This window comes from Pelomonas sp. Root1237, assembly GCF_001425055.1.
Lineage (GTDB): Bacteria > Pseudomonadota > Gammaproteobacteria > Burkholderiales > Burkholderiaceae_C > Pelomonas.
The window spans coordinates 464,475-483,822 of sequence record NZ_LMDK01000001.1; the positions used below are offsets into that span (position 1 = coordinate 464,475).

Annotated in this window: 13 protein-coding genes; 9 read left to right on the plus strand and 4 right to left on the minus strand. The window is 69.0% G+C overall.

Going from position 1 to position 19,348, the window contains the following annotated elements:
* Positions 1-29: 29 nt before the first annotated feature.
* The 4 genes from ASC91_RS02155 to ASC91_RS02170 form a co-directional block, all read right to left on the minus strand.
* Positions 30-1,634: a wax ester/triacylglycerol synthase family O-acyltransferase gene (locus ASC91_RS02155; protein ID WP_056191616.1), complete on the minus strand. Its 1,605-nt coding sequence runs from the start codon at positions 1,632-1,634 to the stop codon at positions 30-32.
* A 129-nt stretch (positions 1,635-1,763) separates the two neighbouring features.
* Entirely contained in the window at positions 1,764-2,093 is a 330-nt protein-coding gene (locus tag ASC91_RS02160) for a PspC domain-containing protein (RefSeq protein ID WP_056191618.1), read from the minus strand.
* A gap of 105 nt (positions 2,094-2,198) precedes the next feature.
* The gene (locus ASC91_RS02165) at positions 2,199-4,004 is read right to left on the minus strand and encodes an ABC transporter substrate-binding protein (protein WP_056191620.1); all 1,806 of its coding nucleotides are present in this window, start codon (positions 4,002-4,004) and stop codon (positions 2,199-2,201) included.
* Positions 4,004-5,812: an ABC transporter substrate-binding protein gene (locus ASC91_RS02170; protein WP_056191622.1), complete on the minus strand. Its 1,809-nt coding sequence runs from the start codon at positions 5,810-5,812 to the stop codon at positions 4,004-4,006. Before ASC91_RS02170 ends, ASC91_RS02165 begins: the two co-directional genes overlap by 1 nt.
* Before the next feature lie 143 nt (positions 5,813-5,955).
* Here ASC91_RS02170 and ASC91_RS02175 point away from each other — a divergent pair, with 143 nt between their 5' ends.
* The 9 genes from ASC91_RS02175 to gshA all read left to right on the plus strand — a co-directional run bounded on the left by ASC91_RS02175 (position 5,956) and on the right by gshA (position 19,341).
* Positions 5,956-6,894, plus strand: a complete 939-nt coding sequence (locus ASC91_RS02175; RefSeq protein WP_056191624.1) for an ABC transporter permease — start codon at positions 5,956-5,958, stop codon at positions 6,892-6,894.
* Positions 6,891-7,946, plus strand: coding sequence for an ABC transporter permease (locus tag ASC91_RS02180; RefSeq protein ID WP_056191626.1), 1,056 nt, complete (start codon positions 6,891-6,893; stop codon positions 7,944-7,946). Before ASC91_RS02175 ends, ASC91_RS02180 begins: the two co-directional genes overlap by 4 nt.
* 85 nt (positions 7,947-8,031) lie before the next feature.
* Complete coding sequence (locus ASC91_RS02185) at positions 8,032-9,717, plus strand: ABC transporter ATP-binding protein (RefSeq protein ID WP_056191628.1); 1,686 nt, start codon at positions 8,032-8,034, stop codon at positions 9,715-9,717.
* Between the two features lie 122 nt (positions 9,718-9,839).
* Positions 9,840-11,939: a GGDEF domain-containing protein gene (locus tag ASC91_RS02190; RefSeq protein ID WP_157281031.1), complete on the plus strand. Its 2,100-nt coding sequence runs from the start codon at positions 9,840-9,842 to the stop codon at positions 11,937-11,939.
* A complete protein-coding gene (locus ASC91_RS02195; RefSeq protein WP_056191632.1) occupies positions 11,936-13,978 on the plus strand; it encodes a diguanylate cyclase in 2,043 nt (680 codons plus the stop codon). Before ASC91_RS02190 ends, ASC91_RS02195 begins: the two co-directional genes overlap by 4 nt.
* The gene (locus tag ASC91_RS02200; RefSeq protein WP_056191634.1) at positions 13,975-14,979 is read left to right on the plus strand and encodes a tripartite tricarboxylate transporter substrate binding protein; all 1,005 of its coding nucleotides are present in this window, start codon (positions 13,975-13,977) and stop codon (positions 14,977-14,979) included. Before ASC91_RS02195 ends, ASC91_RS02200 begins: the two co-directional genes overlap by 4 nt.
* Before the next feature lie 168 nt (positions 14,980-15,147).
* On the plus strand, positions 15,148-16,134 hold the full coding sequence (locus tag ASC91_RS02205) for a tripartite tricarboxylate transporter substrate binding protein (protein WP_235531782.1): 987 nt from the start codon (positions 15,148-15,150) through the stop codon (positions 16,132-16,134).
* The gene (locus tag ASC91_RS02210) at positions 16,134-17,801 is read left to right on the plus strand and encodes a SulP family inorganic anion transporter (RefSeq protein WP_082532350.1); all 1,668 of its coding nucleotides are present in this window, start codon (positions 16,134-16,136) and stop codon (positions 17,799-17,801) included. The genes ASC91_RS02205 and ASC91_RS02210 overlap by 1 nt, the downstream gene beginning before the upstream one ends.
* A gap of 46 nt (positions 17,802-17,847) precedes the next feature.
* The gene (gene gshA / locus ASC91_RS02215; protein WP_056191639.1) at positions 17,848-19,341 is read left to right on the plus strand and encodes a glutamate--cysteine ligase; all 1,494 of its coding nucleotides are present in this window, start codon (positions 17,848-17,850) and stop codon (positions 19,339-19,341) included.
* Positions 19,342-19,348: the final 7 nt, after the last annotated feature.

Genomic DNA, 19,348 nt, shown 5'->3' on the forward strand with positions numbered 1-19,348 from the left:
GTTGATCGGTCGAGCGAACCTGTGCACGATCAGGCCGCCGCGGCCGCACGCCGCTTGGCTGGCGCCTTCTTCGCCACCGGCTTCTTAGCCGGGGCTTTCTTGGCCGGCGCCTTCTTCACCACCGGCACCGGCTCAGGCTCGACAACCTCCGCCACCGGCAGCGCCTGGAACTCCATGAACGCCGCCTCGACGTACGCCGACAGCTCCGCCGTCTCCGGCAAGGCCTCGCCGCAGGCCATCAGGCCGATGTCCAGCGACTGGTTGTAGGTCTGCACCGTCACGTTCAGCGCCAGGCCGTGCACGGCAATCGACGTGGGGTAGTTGGTCAGCATCTTGGCGCCGGCCAGGTACAGCGGCAGCTGCGGCCCGGGCACGTTGGAGATGACGACATTGGCGACGACGGGCAGCTTCTCGGCCACCTTGGCGCGGCCGTAGAGCATGGCGCCGGCCTGCATCAGCCATGGGATGCCCAAGGAGGGGAAGTCGGTCGGCATCAGGCTCTTGAGCTGGCTCATCTGCGCCTTCATCGCCTTGCTGGAGGCCATCACATGGGCCAGGCGCTCGCTCGGGTCGCTCAGGTGCGTGCCCAGGCTCATGAAGGTCATGGTGGCTTGGTTGTTGGACGTGGTGTCGCCGGCAGCGCGTGTGGACACGGGCACGGCGGCGATCAGGCTCTTGCGCGGCAGCGGGCCATGCTTGGCGAAGTAGCGCCGCAGCGCGCCGCCGATGACGAAGAGCACGGCGTCGTTGACGCTGGCGTGGTGGCGCTTGCGCGTGCGGTGCAGTTCGGCCAGCGGCAGGGTCACGCCCGAGAAAGAGCGGGTGTCAGACAGGCTGACGTTGAAGCGCGTGCGTGGCGCCGGCCCCAGGCTGGAGACAGCTGTCTTGCCGCGCACGACCGCCGTCGTCTGCGCGGCAACGTCGCCCAGCAGCGTGCGCAGCTTGTCGATGGAGGCGCCGGCCGCGGCGCCGCCCGCGTAGCCCATGGCCATGTTGCCGAGGATGTTGGCGGCGCTGGGCAGGGAGCGGGCCAGCTTGACGGTCTGCTTCCATTGCTGCGACACGGCGGCGCGCAGCATGCCGACGGTGCCGAGCTGGCCGCGCTTTTTACCGCGCGCGGCGATGGCGTCGATGGCACGCGGCTCCGGGCTCAGGTCGAGGATGACCTGAGCCAGCGCGACGGCGGCCTGGCCGTCCACGGCGGCGTGGTGGAGCTGGGTGTACAGGGCCACATGCTGCTGGCCGTCGGGGCCCGGCTCCAGGCCAGTGAAGACATGGAACTTCCACAGCGGCCGGCTGCGGTCCAGCAGCACGGGGTGCAGGGCACCGACCTGCGCCTCCAGGTCAGCCATGCCGCTGCCTTCAGGGAGCGGGATCTCGACGATGTGCTCCTCGAGATCGGGGTCGGCATCCACCCAGCCCGGATTGGACAGGCCCAGCGGCATCGCAACCAGGCGGCGGCGCAGGGCCGGCAGCAGCGGCATGCGCGCCCGCATGTGCTCGCGCAGGTCTTCGACGTAGTCACCGTCGTAGCCGACAGGCAGCTCCAGCAGGTGCAGGGCGCCGACATGCATCGGCATCTGCGGCGTTTCCAGGTAGAGGAAGCTGGCGTCGAGGCCGGCGAGCTGTTTCATCGGGCTGTCTCCTGGTGTATTTATCCCACCCCCTACGGCCTGCGGCCGCCCCCTCAAGGGGGCACTGCCGACGGCCCGGCAAAGCCGGTTCCGTGGCAGTCACTGGAGGCGTCGGCCCAAGGGCCTCTTTCATTCCTCCGGCACGAAGATCCAGAGGAGGACGTACAGGAGTATGCCGCTGCCGAAGGCCAGGAAGAGCACCGTGAAGATCAGGCGCCAGACCCAGGAATCCAGCCCGGTCGTGCGGGCGATGCCGCCGCAGACGCCGCCGACCCAGCGGTCGATGCGGGCGCGGCGCAGGCCGTTGACGGCGCCGACGTTGGGGCCTGCCGCACTGCCTTGGCTCGCCGTGGCCTGGCCGCTGAGCAAGCGGGCCTTGGCGCGGGCGAACTCCTCGTCGTTGAGCACACCGCGTGCATGCAGATCGGCCAGCTTGTTGAGTTCTTCTGCGTCGTTCATCTTGGGGCTCCTTTCGGGGTTGATGGGACGAAGCCTAGCGGCCTGGCGCGTGCAGGCCAGCGTGTTGCGACAGTCGGTCGAATCTGCGGGACGCGCCCGCGGAAATCAATGGACAGGCTGCTTTGCTGGATCGATATCCACGAACTGCCAGAAGTCCTGCCAGAACAGCGGGCGGCGGAAACCGCTCATCCAGGGCTGCTCGATGTCGGTCAGGATGCGGTGGGCATGCACCTTGTAGGGCATGTAGGTCACGGCGATGCGCTTGGCCTCCTTGAACAGGGCCTCGCGCTCGGGGCCGTCAGGCATGGCCTGCATGCGGTCGTAGATCTCGTCGAAGCGCGCGTTCTTGAAGCGCGGCAGGTTCTGCGTGCCCGAAGCGGGGCCGTAGAGGCGCTGCATGGCCTCCTGGCCGTCCGACGAGGCCGCCGTCGAGCCCACCGGCCACATCTGGTACTTGCCGGCCTGCGCGGCCTTCATGTTCTCGGGCCACTGCTGGATCTTGACCTGCAGCCGAATGCCAACGGCGCGCAGGGCCTTCTCCCACAGCTCGTCGATGGCGCGGTTGAGCGAGTTGGGCTCGGTGTTGCGCGTGAGGATCAGCGGGCTGCCATCGGGCAGGTCCCGCCAGCCATCGCCGTCCTTGTCGACGTAGCCATACATGTCCAGCAGCGCCTTGGCGCGCGCCGGGTCGTAGTCGCTCATCTCGCTCTTGAACGCGGGGTCGTAGCCGCTGGTGTTGGGCACGATGGGCGCCTGAGCCGGCGTCCCTTGGCCGCGGCGCGCGCTCTTGATTTCCTTGCGCACATCGAAGGCCAGCGAGATCGCCCGGCGCAGCGCGATTTTGTCGGGCGTCATGCCGCCGATGACCGGGTCTTCGAGGTTGAAGCAGGTCAGCGTCATGTCGGGCGCCAGCGTGAACACGGCCTGCATGCCGCGCTTGGCCAGGTTGGGTGCGAGCTTGCCGCCCGGCGCGGCCTGGGTGATGAACTCCTCGGGCACCTTCTCGATGAAGTCGTGCTCGTTGTTCAGGAAGGCCAGCCAGCGCGGCTGGTTCTCGACGATGACGTCGACGACGACGCGGTCGATCATCGGGATGCGCCGGCCCTTGAACCGCGCGTAGATCGCCTGGGCTTCGGCGTCGTCCGGCGCGGGCTGGGCTTCGTAGTGGCGCTCGCGGTAGTCGGGGTTGCGCTCGAACACCATCTGCGAGCTGCGCCGCCACTCCTTGAGCATGAAGGGGCCGGTGCCGACCGGGTGCTCCATGATCTTGTCGCCGTAGAACTCGACCACCTCGCGGGCCACCGCGCCGTAGAGGTCATTGCCGGCAAAGATGGATTCGATCAGACGCGGACGCGGGCCATTGGTCTTGATCTGCAGCGTGTAGCGGTCCAGCGCGCGCACGCCAGCGATCTCGGTGTCGTAGGAGAAGGGCTGCTTGGTCTTGAGGGCTTTGTCGCGCGCCGCGCCCAGGCCGGTGATGTCCTGGTCCTCGTAGCTCGTCCAGGCCTGGGCGTTGGTGGCCGGGTCGGCAAAGCGCTTGATGCTGTAGACGAAGTCCGCGGCCGTGACCTCGCGCTTTTTGCCCTTGAAGGCCGGGTCGTCGGCGAAGTAGATGCCCGGCTTGACCTTCATCGTGAAGGTCCGGAAGTCGGCGCTGATCTCGGGCTCGCCGACGGCGATCAGCGGCATCAGCCGCGTCGGCCTTGCCAGCGGGTCGAAGGCGTACAGCGTCTCGAAGATGTGGGCGGTGATGCTGCGCGAATAGATGTCCGCCAGGCGCGGCGGGTCGAAGCCGGTCTCGGCGATCTTGAAGGCATAGCGCAGCGTCTTGACCGGCTCGGCCGAGTGTGCCGATTGGGCCGGCACGAGCAGGGACAGGCAGGCGGCGAGGGCGGCGAGTAGTTGTTTCATCACTTGGCCTTGGGCGTGGCGCTACGGTCGACGTCGATGTACTTCCAGAAGTCGCGCACGAAGATGTTGCGGCTGTAGCCGCGCACCCAGGGCTGGGCCATGTCGGTCCAGATGCGGTGGACGTGGAATTTATAGGGTGCGTAGGCCACCATCAGGCGCTGGGCCTCCTGCATGGCAGCCCGGCGCTCGAGGCCGTCGGGCAGGGCCTTCTGGCGGTCGTAGAGGGCTTCGAAGGCAGGCAGATCGAAGCGGGCCTTGTTGGCATTGCCTTTGGACTTGCTGGAACCCAGCGCCAGGAAGGTATCGCCATCGGGCGTCGTGCCCACCCAGCCGACGCCCCACATCTGCAACTTGCCGGCGTTGGCGGCCTTGAGCTGCTCGGGCCATTTGGCGATCTTGAAGACCATGTGCACGCCCAGCGCCTCCATGTTTTTCTGCCACTGCTCGGCGAGCTGGCGGAAGGTGCTGTCGGGCGAAGTGGCGTACTCCAGCAACAGCTGCTTGCCGTCGGGCTGGTCGCGCCAGCCGTCGCCGTCCTTGTCGGTGTAGCCGTAGAGATCGAGCAGAGCCTTGGCCTTGGCGGGGTCGAACTCGCTCATCTCCGTCTTCATTGCCGGGTCATGGCCGAAGGCGACCGCCGGGATGCCGTTCTGGCTTTTGACGGCCTGGCCGCGGCGCACGAGACGGATCTCCTTGTCCAGGTCCACGGCCAGATTGATGGCGCGGCGCAGCGCGATCTTGTCGGGCGTATAGCCACCGACGACCGGGTCTTCCATGTTGAAGTAGGACACCGCGACGTCGGCGCGCGGGTAGCGCGTCATGGACAGGCCCTGCTTGACGAGATTGGGGGCGAGATGGTTGTTGGGCATCGCGATGCTGGCGAACTCGGGCGGCACCTCCTCGATGACGTCGAACTCACCGCGCAGGAAAGCCAGCCAGCGGGGTTGCGCCTCCTCGATGATGTCGATTTCGACGCGGTCCACCATCGGCAGCTTGCGGCCCTGCAGCGCCGCCACCTCGCCTTTCACGCGCGGGTCGGCCTCGGGAGGGGTGGTCTCGGCGTAACGAACGTCGCGGAAGTTCGGGTTCTTCTCCAGCACGATGCGCGAGCTGCGCCGCCATTCGGCCAGCCGGAAGGCATTGGTGCCAACCGGGTGCTCCATGATCTTGTCGCCGTAGAACTCGACGACCTCGCGCGCCACGGCGCCGAGGAAGCCGGCATCACTGAACTGGTAGATGAAGCGCGGGTCCCCGACGCCCAGCTTGACCTGGAAGGTGTAGCGGTCCAGCACCTTCAGGCCCTCGACCTCGCGGTCGTAGTCGAAGGGCTTCTTGGCCTTCATGAGCTCGCGGCGCAGCTCCGACAGGCCCATGATCTTGGCGTTCTCCAGCAGGTAGAGGTTGCCGCTCTTGAGCTTGGGGTCGTAGTGGCGCTTGATCGAGTAGACGTAGTCGGCGGCGACCAGTTCGCGCTTGGCGCCCTTGAAGGCCGGGTCATCGCAGAAGAGGATGCCGGGCTGGACTCGGAAGGTGAGCGTCTTGAAGTCGGCGCTGATCTCGGGCATCTCCGTCAGCGTGGCCGGGCGCAGCTTGAAGGGGCGGGCGCCGAAGTCGTACTCCAGCGGCGCGTCCAGGATGCCCGCCACGACCGCCTTGGAGTAGGTGTCGGTGATCTGGGCAGGGTCAAACCCGGTCTCGGCGGACTTGAAGGCGTAGCGCAGCACCTTTTCTTGTGCCGGACTCTGGGCCTGGGCAGCTTGGAGAGCGCAGGCCAGCAGCAGGGCGGTCAGCAGGGAGGGAAGCTTCATCGCAACGTGCGCGGGGTGGCAGGAAAGTCGCGGAGTCTAGTGAAACCGTCAACGCAAAGCCGAAGGTGACTCGCATAGACTCCGCCCCGTTCTCTCGTGTAACCCCGCACCCACGGCGGGGTTTGTGGTTTCTGGAGCCCTGAATGGCGGCCTATCTGATCCGACGCCTGTGGCAGATGATCCCGACCCTGCTCGGTGTCGTGCTGCTGGTGTTCTTCCTCTTCAAGTACTTCGGCAGCGACCCGGCCATCATCCTCGGCGGCCTGAACGCCAGCCCGGAGCAGATCGAGTCCATCCGCGAGCAGCTCGGGCTGAACAAGCCGGTCTGGGAGCAGCTGTGGATCTTCATCAAGCAGATCGTCAGCTTCGACTGGGGCAAGAGCTGGGCGACCAACGAATCGGTCGCCAACCTGTTCGCCACTCGGCTGCCGGCCACGCTGACGGTGACGCTGCCCATCCTCATTCTCGAGGTGATGCTGGCCATCCCCTTCGCGCTGGCCGTGGCGACCGTGCGCGGCAGCCTGACCGACCGCACGGTGATGATCTGCACGACCGTGGCCGTGTCCATCTCGCTGCTGGTCTACGTGATCCTGGCGCAGTACCTTTTCGCCTTCCGCCTGGGTTGGTTCCCCGTGCAGGGCTGGACGAGCAGCCACTGGACCAACCTGACCACCTACGCGCCGCTGCCGGTGCTGGTCGCCGTGGCCGTGTCGATGGCGCCGCAGATCCGGCTGTACCGCAGCTTCTTCCTCGACGAAATTGGCCACGACTATGTGCGCACCGCGCGCGCCAAGGGCATGACCGAGGGCACGGTGCTGCTCAAGCATGTGCTGCGCAACGCGATGATTCCCATCCTGACCAATGTGTCCGTGCTGCTGCCTGGCGTGCTGGTGGGCAGCTTCCTCATCGAGGTGTTCTTCTCCATTCCGGGCCTGGGCCGCGAGCTGCTGCTGGCGGTCAACCGCGGCGACTACCCGGTCATCCAGGCCTTCGCCATCTACCTCGCGGCGCTGACGATGACGGTCAATCTCGTGGTGGACCTGCTCTACAAGCTCGTTGACCCGCGAGTCGTTCTCAAATGAGCGCCGTGTCCAACTCCTCCGGCCCGGTCCTGGCCGCAAAATCTTCGAGCGGCGGCGTCTGGGCCGCCGCGTGGCGGCGCCTCAAGACCGACCGCGTCGGCGTCGTGTCGATGTGGGTCGTCGGTGCCTTCCTCGTCCTGGTGCTGCTGGCGGCCACCAAGCTGCTGGCCTCGGGCTGGCAGCAGGAGGTCGGCGTGCCCAACGCGCCGCCCACGCTGCTCGGGCCCCAGCCGCAGGAAGACACCGGCACCATCGCCACGCCCAAGGGCCCCAACGTCGACCTGTCCGACATCGACCCGCTGGCGCCGCGCTACGCCGAGTGGGCGGAGCGCGCCAAGGCCTTCAAGACCGAGGAGGCGCCCAGGGCCGAGACCCTGCCGCTGGGCGGCGACCGCCTGGGCCGCGACGTGCTGGCCAAGGTCATCAAGGGGGCCGAGGTGTCCATCGTCGTCGGCCTGGCGGCGGCCCTCGTCGCGACGCTGATCGGCACCGTGCTGGGCGCCATCTCGGGCTTCTTCGGCGGCAAGGTCGGCGACCTGCTGGAGTGGGTCTACAACGTCTTCACCGCCATCCCCAGCATCTTGCTGATCTTCGCTTTCGCGGCCATCTTCCCGCGCGGCGTCGGCGCGGTCGTCTCGATCCTGGCGCTGACGGGCTGGACGGGCATCTACCGCCTCATCCGCGCCGAATTCATGAAGCATCGCGTGCGCGAGTACGTGCGCTCGGCCGAGGCCATCGGCGCCTCGCAGGCCTCGCGCATGTTCAAGCACATCCTGCCCAATGTGTCGCACGTGGCGCTGGTGCAGCTGTCGCTGCACGTCGTCAGCTTCATCAAGAGCGAGGTCATCCTGAGCTACCTCGGCCTGGGCGTCGGCGTCGACCAGGTGTCCTGGGGCACCATGCTGGCCGAGGCACAGAACGAAATGATCCTCGGCTATTGGTGGCAGCTGGCCGCCGTGACGGCCTGCATGGCCGTTTTCGTCACCGCGTTCGCACTGTTCACCGACGCGCTGCGCGATGCGCTGGACCCGAAGCTGCGAGGCCTGGAATGAAACAGATGCCCCCACGCTTCACTTTGTTCGCTGCCCCCCGAGGGGGCGCGGCCTGCCCTTGGGGCGGCCCGGCGGGAGGCCAGCCATGCTGCTAAGCATCCAAGATCTCAAAGTCGCCTTTCGCATGGGCAAGCAGAACGGCGCCATGCAGCGCACGCTCGCCGTCAAAGGCGTCAGCTTCGACGTGCCGGAGAACAGCACTGTGGCCCTGGTGGGCGAGTCGGGCTCGGGCAAGAGCGTCACGGCCATGTCCGTGCTCAACCTGCTGCCGAGCAATGCCGAGCGCTCGGGGTCCATCCTGTTTCAGGGCCGCGACCTGCTGCAGGCTTCCCTGCGCGATCTGCAGGCCATCCGCGGCCGCGACATCGCCTGCGTCTTCCAGGACCCGATGAGCTCGCTGAACCCGGTCTTCGACGTGGCCACGCAGATCCGCGAGCCGCTGATGAAGCACATGGGCATGAGCCGCCGCCAAGCGCTGGTGCGTGCCGAGGAGCTGCTCAACGAGGTCGGCATCCCCGAGCCCAAGCGGCGCCTGAGGGCCTATCCGCACGAGATGTCCGGCGGCCAGCAGCAGCGCGTGATGATCGCCGTGGCCCTGGCCTGCAGCCCGAAGCTGCTGATCGCCGACGAGCCGACGACGGCGCTGGACGTGACCATCCAGCGCCAGGTGATGGAGCTGATGGCTAGGCTCAAGGAATCGCACAAGATGAGCCTGCTGTTCATCTCCCACGACCTCGGCGTCGTCGGTGAGATCTCGGACCAGGTCGTCGTCATGCGCCACGGCCAGGTGCGCGAGAACGCACCGGTGGCGCAGATCTTCAACGACCCGCAGGACGCCTACACCAAGGCCCTGCTGGCCTGCCGGCCGTCGCTGACGGAGAACCCGGCGCGGCTGATGGTCATCGACGACCACATCGCCGGCCGGGCGGCAGGCAACGACGCGAAGGTGAAGGACGACAGCGCGCCCGTCATCATGGAAGTGACCGGCCTGCAGAAAAGCTTCTGGCTCAAGGACGGCTTGTTCGGCAAGCGCGAGTTCAAGGCCGTCAAGGGCGTCAACTTCAAGCTGCGCAAGGGCCACACGCTGGGCGTGGTCGGCGAGTCGGGCTCGGGCAAGACGACCATGGGCCTGACGCTGCTGCGCCTGCATGAGCCCACCGGCGGCCAGGTGCTGTTCGAAGGCAAGGACCTCTTGAAGATGAGCGGTGCCGACTGGCAGCAGATGCGCCGCCGCATCCAGGTCGTGTTCCAGAACCCCTATGCCTCGCTGAACCCGCGCTTCACCATCGGCCAGACGCTGCGCGAGCCGATGGAGATCCACGGCATCGGCACCAGCACCGCCGACCGCGAGGCCCGTGCCGTCGCCCTGTTGAAGAAGGTGGGCCTGGACGAGAGCGCAATGGCCAAGTACCCGCACGAGTTCTCGGGCGGCCAACGCCAGCGCATTGCCATCGCGCGCTGCCTGACGCTGCAGCCCGAGGTGCTGGTGCTGGACGAGGCGGTGTCGGCGCTGGACGTGTCGGTGCAGGCCCAGGTGCTCAACCTGCTGAAGGACCTGCAGGACGAATTCGGCCTGAGCTACATCTTCATCAGCCACGACCTGGCCGTCGTCAAGTTCATCTCCGACGAGGTGCTGGTGATGCAGAACGGCGACGTTGTCGAGCAGGCACCCACGCGCGAGATCATCCAGGCCCCGCGTGAGGATTACACGCGCCGCCTGCTTGGCGCGGTGCCGCGCGGATATCAGGGGCCCGGCGCCCGACCGGCCTAGCCTGGCGATTCTTACGGTTGCGTGTAATTTCAACGGTCTCTGACGTGGGATCCGCAACAGCCAGGCCGAACCGCGCTGAAATCAGCAGCGCGGCCCGGCAAGCCCGGCCGCCAACCGTTTCGATGCATCAATCCCTGGCTTCACGATCGACGCTGTGCGCGGCGCTGGCCGCATTGGCATTGCTGTGCGCCTGCTCGCCCAGCGAGGGTCCCGGTGCGCCCGCCTCCGCCGCATCGAACGTGCCGGACGAAGGCCTGGCCCATGACCTCGAACGCATCGAGCGCGCTGCCCGCGCCAAGCCCGCGGCGCTGGAGCAGGAGCTGCGGGTCCGCGGCGAAAAGCTGCCAGCCGGCAGCGCCGCCGAGCTGGACGTGCTGGCCCTGCGTGGCCTGCTCGCCGCCTATGCACGCGACCGCGCGCTGACCGACCAGATCACCCAGCGCCTGCGCGACTGGCCAGCCGGTGAACTGCGCGCCGCGGCCGCCGTCGCAGCCGCTAGCACCAGCGCCGAATACCTGCGCTCCCACGGCGACCTGCGCGAGGCGCGCAAGACGCTGCTGGCCGTGGACGCCGCCCAGCTCAATGCCGCCGCGCCCGTGTTCCGCTGGCGCTACCACCACCAGCTCATGGCCATCGCCAGCGATTCGGGTGAACTCGACCTGTCGCTGAACCAGGGCCACGCTGCCCAGCGCCTGGCCGAACAGATCGGCCGGCCCTGGCGCGTGGCGTTGACGCTGGTGGACCTGGCCTTCACGTCCAGCCGTGCGGACACGCCGGCGCGCGCCCGCCAGCTCATCGGCCAGGCGCTCACCGAGGCCCAGAAGGACCCGGACCCGATGACGCTGAACCAGGTCTACACGATGCGTGGCATCGTCTATGCCGAGGACAGCGACTCCAGCATCACGCTACAGGCCAATTCGGATGCGCTGGAACAGGCCACGCGCGCTGGTGCCGACTCGGTGCGCGCCCTGGGCCTGGCCAACTTCGCCGACTATCACCTGCGCCAGGGCCACCCGGCGCGGGCGCTGGAACTCGCCGAGCAGGCGCTGCCGCTGGCACGTGCCACGCGCAACATCAGCGCCGAAAGCGTCGCCCGCTCCAACATCGGCCTGGCCAAGATCGCCATGGGCCGCATCGCCGAGGGCCGCGACGACGTGCGCGCCGGCATCACGCTGGACGAACAGCAGGGCGCCATGTCCTACGCCTCCGCCGGCTGGCAGGAGCTCGCGGGTTATCTGGAACGCGCCGGCGACCTGGCCGGCGCCATCGCCGCCTACCGCGAGCATCGCCGCATGGACGAGCGCGTGCTGCGCGACGAGACCCGCAAGCTGCTGCTGGAGGCCCAGGAGCGCCAGGACGCCGAACAGCGTGCGCGCGACATCGAGCTGCTCAACCGCGACAACGCCCTCAAGGCCGAGCAGGTCCACCAGCGCAACCTGGCGCTGACGCTGTGGTCGGCCATGGGCGGCTGCGTGCTGGTGTCGCTGGGCCTGCTCTGGCAGGCCTTCCGCCGCGTGCGTCGCACCAACGAGGCGCTGGCCCACAGCAATGCCTCGCTGAAGCGCCAGAGCGAGACCGACCCCTTGACCGGGCTGGCCAACCGCCGCCACTTCCAGGCCGCGATCAAGACCCTGGCCAGCGGCGAGGGTCTGGCGGCCAGTCTCTTCCTCATCGACATCGACCACTTCAAGCGCATCAACGACAGCTTCGGCCATGCCGCCGGTGACACCGTCCTCATCGAGATTGCCGAGCGGCTGCGCCAGGCCGTGCGCGACGACGACCTCATCGTGCGCTGGGGCGGCGAGGAATTCCTTATCGTGGCACGCAGCCACGACGGCATGCTGGCGAACCAGCTGGCCCAGCGTCTGCTCGACCTGGTCGGCAGCAAGCCTGTTCTGTATGAGGGCCGCGAGGTGACCGTCACGGCCTCCATCGGCTTCGTCAGCCTGCCGGTGGCGCCGCACGGGCTGCGCCTGTCCTGGGAGCGCGCCATCGACCTCGTCGACACCGTCATGTACCTGGCCAAGGCGCATGGCCGCAACAAGGCCTATGGCGTCGAGCGCATTCATGCCGAGGATGCCCTGGCTGCGGCGCAATTGACGGCCCGGCTGGAGGCCGCCTGGGCCGAGGGCCTGGTGGGCCTGCAGGCCCTCAGCGGTCCGGCCCGCACGGCCGACAGCGGCTTCCATCCCGACGCCGCCAGCCGGCCGGCCAACGCATGAGAACCATTGCGTTGCTGCTGCTGCTGCTGATGCTGGCTTCGGGCTTTGCGACCGCAGCACCGGTCACGGCCCCCGACCCGGTGGCCGAGGACACCCTGCTGGCCAACATCACCCGCCGCGCCTTCGATGCGCCCGAGGCCATGCTGGCCGAGCTGCAGCAGCGCTGGCCCACCCATGCCGAACCCGGTCAGCCGCGCGAGGCCGCCTGGCTGATGGCACGGGGCCGTGTGCTGCTGGCTGCCGGCCAGGCCGGGGCGGCCGATGCCGTTGCCGTGCAACTGATGGGCCGCGAGGACGGCGTCGACCGCAGCTGGGTGCTGCGTGCCCTGGCTCAGGAACGTACCGGCAGATCCGCCACGGCCCTGGCTGCCCGGGCCCTGGCGGGCCTGGACAAACGCTGCCCCGTCGGCGATGAGGTGCGTGCCGTGCGCGAGCAGGGCTGCGACTTCCGCAGCGCCTGGGAGGCCCTGCGCATCCTGCAGCGCGAGCAATACGCCCAGGGCGCCTTCGCCGTCGCCGAGGCCAGCATCAGGCGAGCCCTGGCCCTGGCCCGTGCCGGCGATGACAAGCATCTGACCGCCCTCAGCCACGGCATGCTGGCGGTGGCGCAGCAGGCCCAGGACCGCATGGACGCCGCGCGAGCCGAGCTGCGTGCCGCCGCGGCCGAGGCCGCGGGCGACCTCGTGGCTGGCGCCCGCGTGCGCAACTACGAGGCCGCGGTCGAGCGCCGCGCCCGCGACATGGCGGCTTCGCGCAGCGCCGTCGAGGCCGCGCTGTTGCTGGCCGAGCAGGCCGATGCGCCCCACCTGGCCGCGCAACTGCGCTCCAACCTGGTCGACTCCTACATGCATCTGGGCATGGCCAAGGAGGCATTGGTCGCCGGGCAGCGTGCCATGCCGGTGCTGCAGCGCTTTGGCGACCGCTTTTACGAGCGCAGCCTGCACCACAACCTGGCCGTGGCCCACATCAAGCTGCGCCAGTTCGACCAGGCCCGCCAGGAGCTCGCCAAGGTCGGCGAGTTCGGCACCGACCCGGCCGACCTGGTGCCGCGCGCCCGCGAGCTGCGTGAGCTGGGCGACACCTGGGGCGAAGCGGGCCAGTACAAGGAGGCGCTGGCGGCCCTGCATGCCGAGCGGGATCTCAACACCCGCGCCAACGAGCGCAACCGCGCCGCGGCGCTGGAGGAGCTGGGCCGCAAATACGACAGCGCCGCCAAGCAGCGCGACCTCGACCTGCTGGCCCGCGACGGCCAGCTCAAGGACCAGCAGATCTCCAACCAGCAGCTCGCGCAGCAGGTCGGCTTCGCCATCGGCGCGCTGCTGCTGCTGTCCGTCGCCCTCATCGGCGTGACGCTGGTGCGCATGCGCCGCGCCCAGGCGCGCCTCACGGCCAACCAGAGCCTGTTGCGGGCCCAGAGCGAACGCGATCCGCTGACGGACCTGTCCAACCGGCGCCACTTCCTGGCCGTCATGGACCAGAGCGCCCGCGACGCCAAGGGCGAGGGCTTTGTCGGCGCGCTGATGATGATCGACATCGACCACTTCAAGAACGTCAACGACTGGCACGGCCACGCGGCCGGCGATGCCGTCATCGTCGAGGTGGCACGCCGCATCCGCGCCGCCGTGCGCGATACCGATCTCGTGGTGCGCTGGGGCGGCGAGGAGTTCCTCGTCTTCGCGCCCGCGCTGCCCGGCGACGACCTCGCGCTGATGGCCGAGCGCGTCCTGCGCGGCATCGGCAGCCAGCCGATCGAGACCGCCGAGGGCCCGCTGCGCATCACGGTGTCGATCGGATTCGCGAGCTTCCCCCTCGGCGGCGCGGCCGGCGCGGGCCTGCGCCTGCATTGGGAGCAGGCCGTCAACTGGGCCGACATGGTGCTGTACCAGGCCAAGGCCGAGGGTCGCAACCGTGGTGTCGGCATCAGTGCCGTCGAGGCCCCCAACGCCCATGCGTTGGCCGCCGTGCTGCAGGACTTCGACGCCGCCTGCATGAATGGCCAGGTCAAGCTCAGGCAGCTGCCCGGACCGGTGCAGCCATGAGCGTCCTGATGCAAAGGCGCCACCTGCTGCTGTGGCTGGCCGCCTCATCCGCGCCATCAGCCTACGGTCAGCCCGGTGGTCCATGGCCGACGCGGCCGCTGCGCATCGTCGTGCCCTATGCAGCGGGCGGCGCGGCCGACGTCGCCGCCCGTCAGCTCGCGCCCGAGCTGCAGAAGAGCCTGGGCCAGCCGGTGACCATCGACATCAAGCCCGGCGCCGACGGCAATATCGGCACCGCCGAAGTCGCCGGCGCCAGTGATGGCCACACGCTGCTGATGGGCAGCGTTGGCACGCATGTCATCAACCCGCTGCTGTGGCGCCGCCTTCCCTATGACGCGGTGAAGGATTTCGCGCCGATCAGCCTGGTCGCGACCGTGCCGCTGGTGCTCGTCATCAACCCCGGTGTCGCGCAAGCCTTGGGCGTGCGCAGCGTGAGCGACCTGGTGCACGCCGCCACCACCCAGCCCGGGCGCCTGCACATCGCCTCCGGCGGCAACGGCAACCCGACGCACCTGTCCGGCGAGCTCTTCAAGCGACTGACCCAGACCTACATGCTGCACTTCCCCTACCGCAGCGCGGCCTCGGCCCAGCAGGACGTCATCGCCGGCAACATGGACCTGATGTTCGACTCCCTGCCCTCGGCCCTGCCGCAGATCAAGGCCGGCAAGCTGCTGGCCTTGGCCGTCACGAGCGCGCGGCGCAGCCCCAGCCTGCCGGAGCTGCCCACCGTCGAAGAAGCCGGCGGGCCGGCGCTCAAGGGCTATGAGGCCAGTGCCTGGATCGGCCTGTTTTCTCCCAGCGGCCAGCCGGCGGAGCAGCTTGCCCGCCTGCAGCGTGACAGCGTTGCCGCACTCGCCAGTCCCGCGCTGCGCGAGCGGCTGACCGCACGTGGCATGCTCGTGCATGGCAGCGGCGGGCCGGAGTTCGCTGCGCTGATTGCCGCCGAGACGGCCAAATGGGCGCGCGTCGTCCAGCTTTCGGGCGTCAAGGTAGACAGATAGAGTGAGCCCCTCGCCCGGTCTTGCTCTGCTGGACGCGGGCAAGCCCAGTCGGTCCCCCGTGGGGACGACGATGCTTGCGGCATTGAGCCGCAAGCACATCGCCAGCGCGGGCCGGCTTGGGAGCGGCCCGGCGCTCGGCCCGAACGCGCATCACTGATGGAGATCGCCATGAAGCTGAACCGTCGCCAAGTTGCGGCCCTGGCCGGCAGCCTCGCGCTGCCTGCCGCCGCCCAAGCGCCGTGGCCGAGCAAGCCCATCCGTCTCGTCGTGCCCTTCACGCCCGGTGGTACGACCGACCTGCTGGCACGGGCGATGGCGCCCGAACTGCAGCAGCGCCTGGGGCAGGCTGTCGTCGTCGACAACAAGCCTGGCGCCGGCGGCAATATCGGTTCGGCCGAGGTCGCCAAGGCCACGGACGGCCACACGCTGCTGATGGGCACGGTCGGCACGCACGCGATCAATGCGTCCCTCTACCCCAAGCTGCCCTACGACCCGGCGAAGGACTTCGCGCCCATCACGCTGGTCGCGGCCGTGCCCAATGTGCTGGTGCTCAACCCCGCCAACGCGGCGCGTTATGGCATTCACAGCGTGGCTGACCTGATCCGCGTCGCGCGCGCCAATCCTGGCAAGCTCAACATGGCCTCCAGCGGCAACGGCACGTCCATCCACCTGGCCGGCGAGCTGTTCAAGAGCATGACGGGCAGCTTCATGCTGCACTTCCCCTACCGCGGCTCGGGTCCCGCCCTGCTCGACCTGATCGCCGGCAACACCGACCTGATGTTCGACAACCTGCCCTCGGCGCTGCCGCAGATCAAGGCCGGCAAGCTGCTGGCCCTGGCCGTCACCAGCGCTCAGCGCAGCCCGGCCGTGCCCGACCTGCCCACGATGGCCGAGGCGGGCGGCGCGGTCCTGAAGGGCTATGAGGCCAGCTCCTGGTTCGGCCTGTTGGCGCCTGCCCACCAGCCGGCCGACCAGGTCGCCCGCCTGCAGCGCGAAGCCGCCGCGGCGCTGAATACGCCGGCGCTGCGCGAACGGATGGCAGGCCAGGGCGCAGTGGCTGGTGGGGGCTCCTCCGCGGAGTTCGCGGCGCTCATCGCCAGCGAGACCCTCAAGTGGGCCAAGGTCGTGAAGGTCTCGGGCGCCAAGGTCGATTGATGTCCCTCTTGCGCACCTGGCGCGCTGACCTGATCGCCGGCGCCGTCGTCGCCGTGCTGTTGATCCCGCAGAGCCTGGCCTACGCGATGCTGGCCGGCCTGCCGCCGCAGGTGGGGCTGTATGCCAGCCTGCTGCCGCTGCTGGCCTATGCGGCCCTGGGCTCAAGCCCGGTGCTGGGCCTGGGCCCGGTGGCGGTGCTGGCGCTGATGATCGCGCAAGCCCTGGGCGCGTTGCCGGCCAGCGTCAGTGCGACCGAAGGCGCGCTCGTGCTCGCAGCCGAGGTGGGCCTGCTGCTGGCGGTGGCCGCGCTGCTGCGCCTGGATGCGCTGTCCAGCCTGTTGTCGGTGCCGGCGCTGCGCGGCTTCGAGACCGGCGCGACGCTGATGATCGCGGCCGGCCAGCTGCCGGTGTTGCTGGGCAGTGCGGCGGCGGGCTTCACGCTGCCCGACCTGATCGCATCGGCCCCGCAGGGCGGCTTCGGCGTCGCCAGCGCGGTCTGGGGAGGCGCAGGCATCGCGCTGCTGCTGCTGTCGCGCCGGGCCGGCCCACGCCTGCTGGCGCGGCTGGCGCCGCTGCTGCTGCTGGTTGCGGCGATGGCGCTGTCGGCCTTCACGCCCGCCGCCATGGGCGTTGCCCAGGTCGGTGCGCTGCCGTCGCTGGTCTTGCCGCTCGGCTTGCCGCGGCTGGAGGCTGCGCTGTGGCTGCAGTTGCTACCGTCCGCAGCCCTGGTGGCCCTGATGGGTTTCGTTTCCAGCCTGGCGGTGTCGGAATCGCTGGCGCAGCGGCGTGGCGAAAAGCTGCTGCCGGCGGCCGAGATGCGCGGCCTGGCAGCGGCCAATCTGGTCGCGTCGGTCAGCGGCGGCATGCCGGTCGCGGGCAGCTTCTCGCGCAGCATCCTGCTGCACGAGGCCGGCTCGGCCAGCCGCTGGAGCCTGGTGTTCGTCTGCGCCTTCATGTTCGTCGCGATGCTGCTGCTGGCCGAGCCGCTGGCCCACCTGCCCAAGCCGGTGCTTGCCGCGACCATCGTCGTGGCGGTGCTGGGCGGCTTCACGCTGCGGCCCTACCGTGAGGCCTGGCGCTATGCGCGCGCCGAAGGGTTGTTGATGGTGGCCGTCACGGTGGCCGTGCTGTGCTGGAGCATCGCGGCCGCGCTGGCCATCGGCGTGGTGGGTTCTGTCGCGCTGCTGATCCAGCGCACGGCCCAGCCCCATGTCGCCCGCATCGGCCGCGTGCCGGGCACCCAGCATTACCGCAATCTCGAGCGCTACGCGGTCGAATGCCGGCCCGAGGTCGTGGGGCTGCGTGTCGACGAGAGCCTGGTGTTCACCAACGCCCGCGGCCTGGTCGACGCCGTGCTGGCCCATGTGCGCGAGCACCGCGAGAAGGTCGGCGCGCCGCAGCGCGTGCTGATGCTGATGGCGCCGGTCAACCACATCGATGTGTCGGGCCTGACCGCCCTGCAGGAGCTGCATGCGGCGCTGCGGGCCGAGGGGCTGAGGCTGGAGTTCTCCGAGGTCAAGGGCCCGGTGCTGGACAGGCTCAAGGCCGTCGGTTGGCTGGAGCGCTATGACGTTTCGCTCTACCTCAGCCACCACGAAGGCATCCAGGCCGGCGAACATGCCCTGAGGCCGAGTCTGGCTGACATGGACGCGCCTGGGCAGCTTTAGCCTTCATCTGCTACCGTCTTGGCCCAATTCCCGGTCCCCGGACGCCATGAACGACAAAGAGACATTGCTCGGCATCCGCCGTGGCATCGAGAAGGAAAGCCTGCGCGCCCTCCCCGGGGGCGGCCTGGCGTTGACACCGCATCCGGTGGCCCTCGGCGCGGCCCTGACCCATCCGCACATCACGACCGACTACAGCGAGTCGCAGCTGGAGCTCATCACCGGCGTGCATGCCGGTGTCGACGACTGCCTGCTGGAGCTGACCGAGGTCCACCAGGCCGTCTACCGGGCCCTTGCCGACGAGCGGCTCTGGGTGGGCTCCATGCCCTGCGGCCTGCCCACGGACGAGACCATCCCGATCGGCCGCTACGGTTCGAGCAATGTCGGCCGTGCCAAGAGCGTCTACCGCATGGGCCTGGGCCAGCGCTACGGCCGGCGCATGCAGACCATCTCGGGCATTCACTACAACTGGTCGTTGCCGGGCGTGTCGACGGAGGGCTATTTCGGTGCCATCCGCAACTTCCGCCGCGAGGGCTGGCTGCTGCTCTACCTCTTCGGCGCCAGCCCGGCGCTGTGCGACAGCTTCGTGCATGACCGCGAGCATGGCCTGCAGCGCCTCTCCAATCACACCCTCTACCTGCCGCACGCCACCTCGCTGCGCATGGGCCGGCTGGGCTACCAGAGCGACGCGCAGTCCAGCATCGCCGTCACCTACAACTGCCTGGAGAGCTATGCGGCCTCGCTGCAGGAGGCGCTGAGCCGGCCTTATCCGGCCTACGAGGCCATTGGCGTGCAGACGCCAGGCGGCGACTACAACCAGCTCTCCACCAGCCTGCTGCAGATCGAGAACGAGTTCTACAGCACCATTCGCGCCAAGCGGGTGATCCGCTCCGGCGAGCGGCCGCTGCATGCGCTGCGCGAGCGCGGTGTCGAGTACATCGAGGTGCGGCTGATGGACCTCGACCCCTTCGAGCCGGTCGGCATCGGTGCCGACGCCATCCGCGTGCTGGACGCCTTCCTGCTGCACTGCCTGAAGAGCGACAGCCCCGACGACACGCCCGACGAGATCGCCGCCAACAGCCGCAACCAGCACCGCGTGGCCGCCCGCGGCCGGGAGCCGGGCCTGATGCTGGAGCATTGGCGCGGGGGTGAGCGCAGCCTCGCCGACTGGGCCGGCGAGATCCTCGCCGCCTGCGCTGTGCACGCCGCGGCCCTTGACGCGGCCCATGGCGGCGACGCCTACCGCGCGGCCCTGCGCCGCGTCGGCCAGCGCCTGCAGCAGCCCGAGCTCTGCCCATCGGCGCGCGTGCTGACTGTGATGGCCCAGGACTTCGACGACAGCTATGTCGGCTTCACCCGCCGCCAGAGCGATGCCACGCGTGCGGCCCTGCTGGCGCTGCCGTTTCCAGACGAGCTGCAACGCCGCTTCGAGAAGATGGCGGCCGAGTCGCTGGCCGAGCAGGCCCGCATCGAGGCGGCCGACACCATGGATTTCGAGGAGTTCCGGCGTTTTTACGTCGCGCCGGCGCGGATGGCGGTTTAGGGCCGTT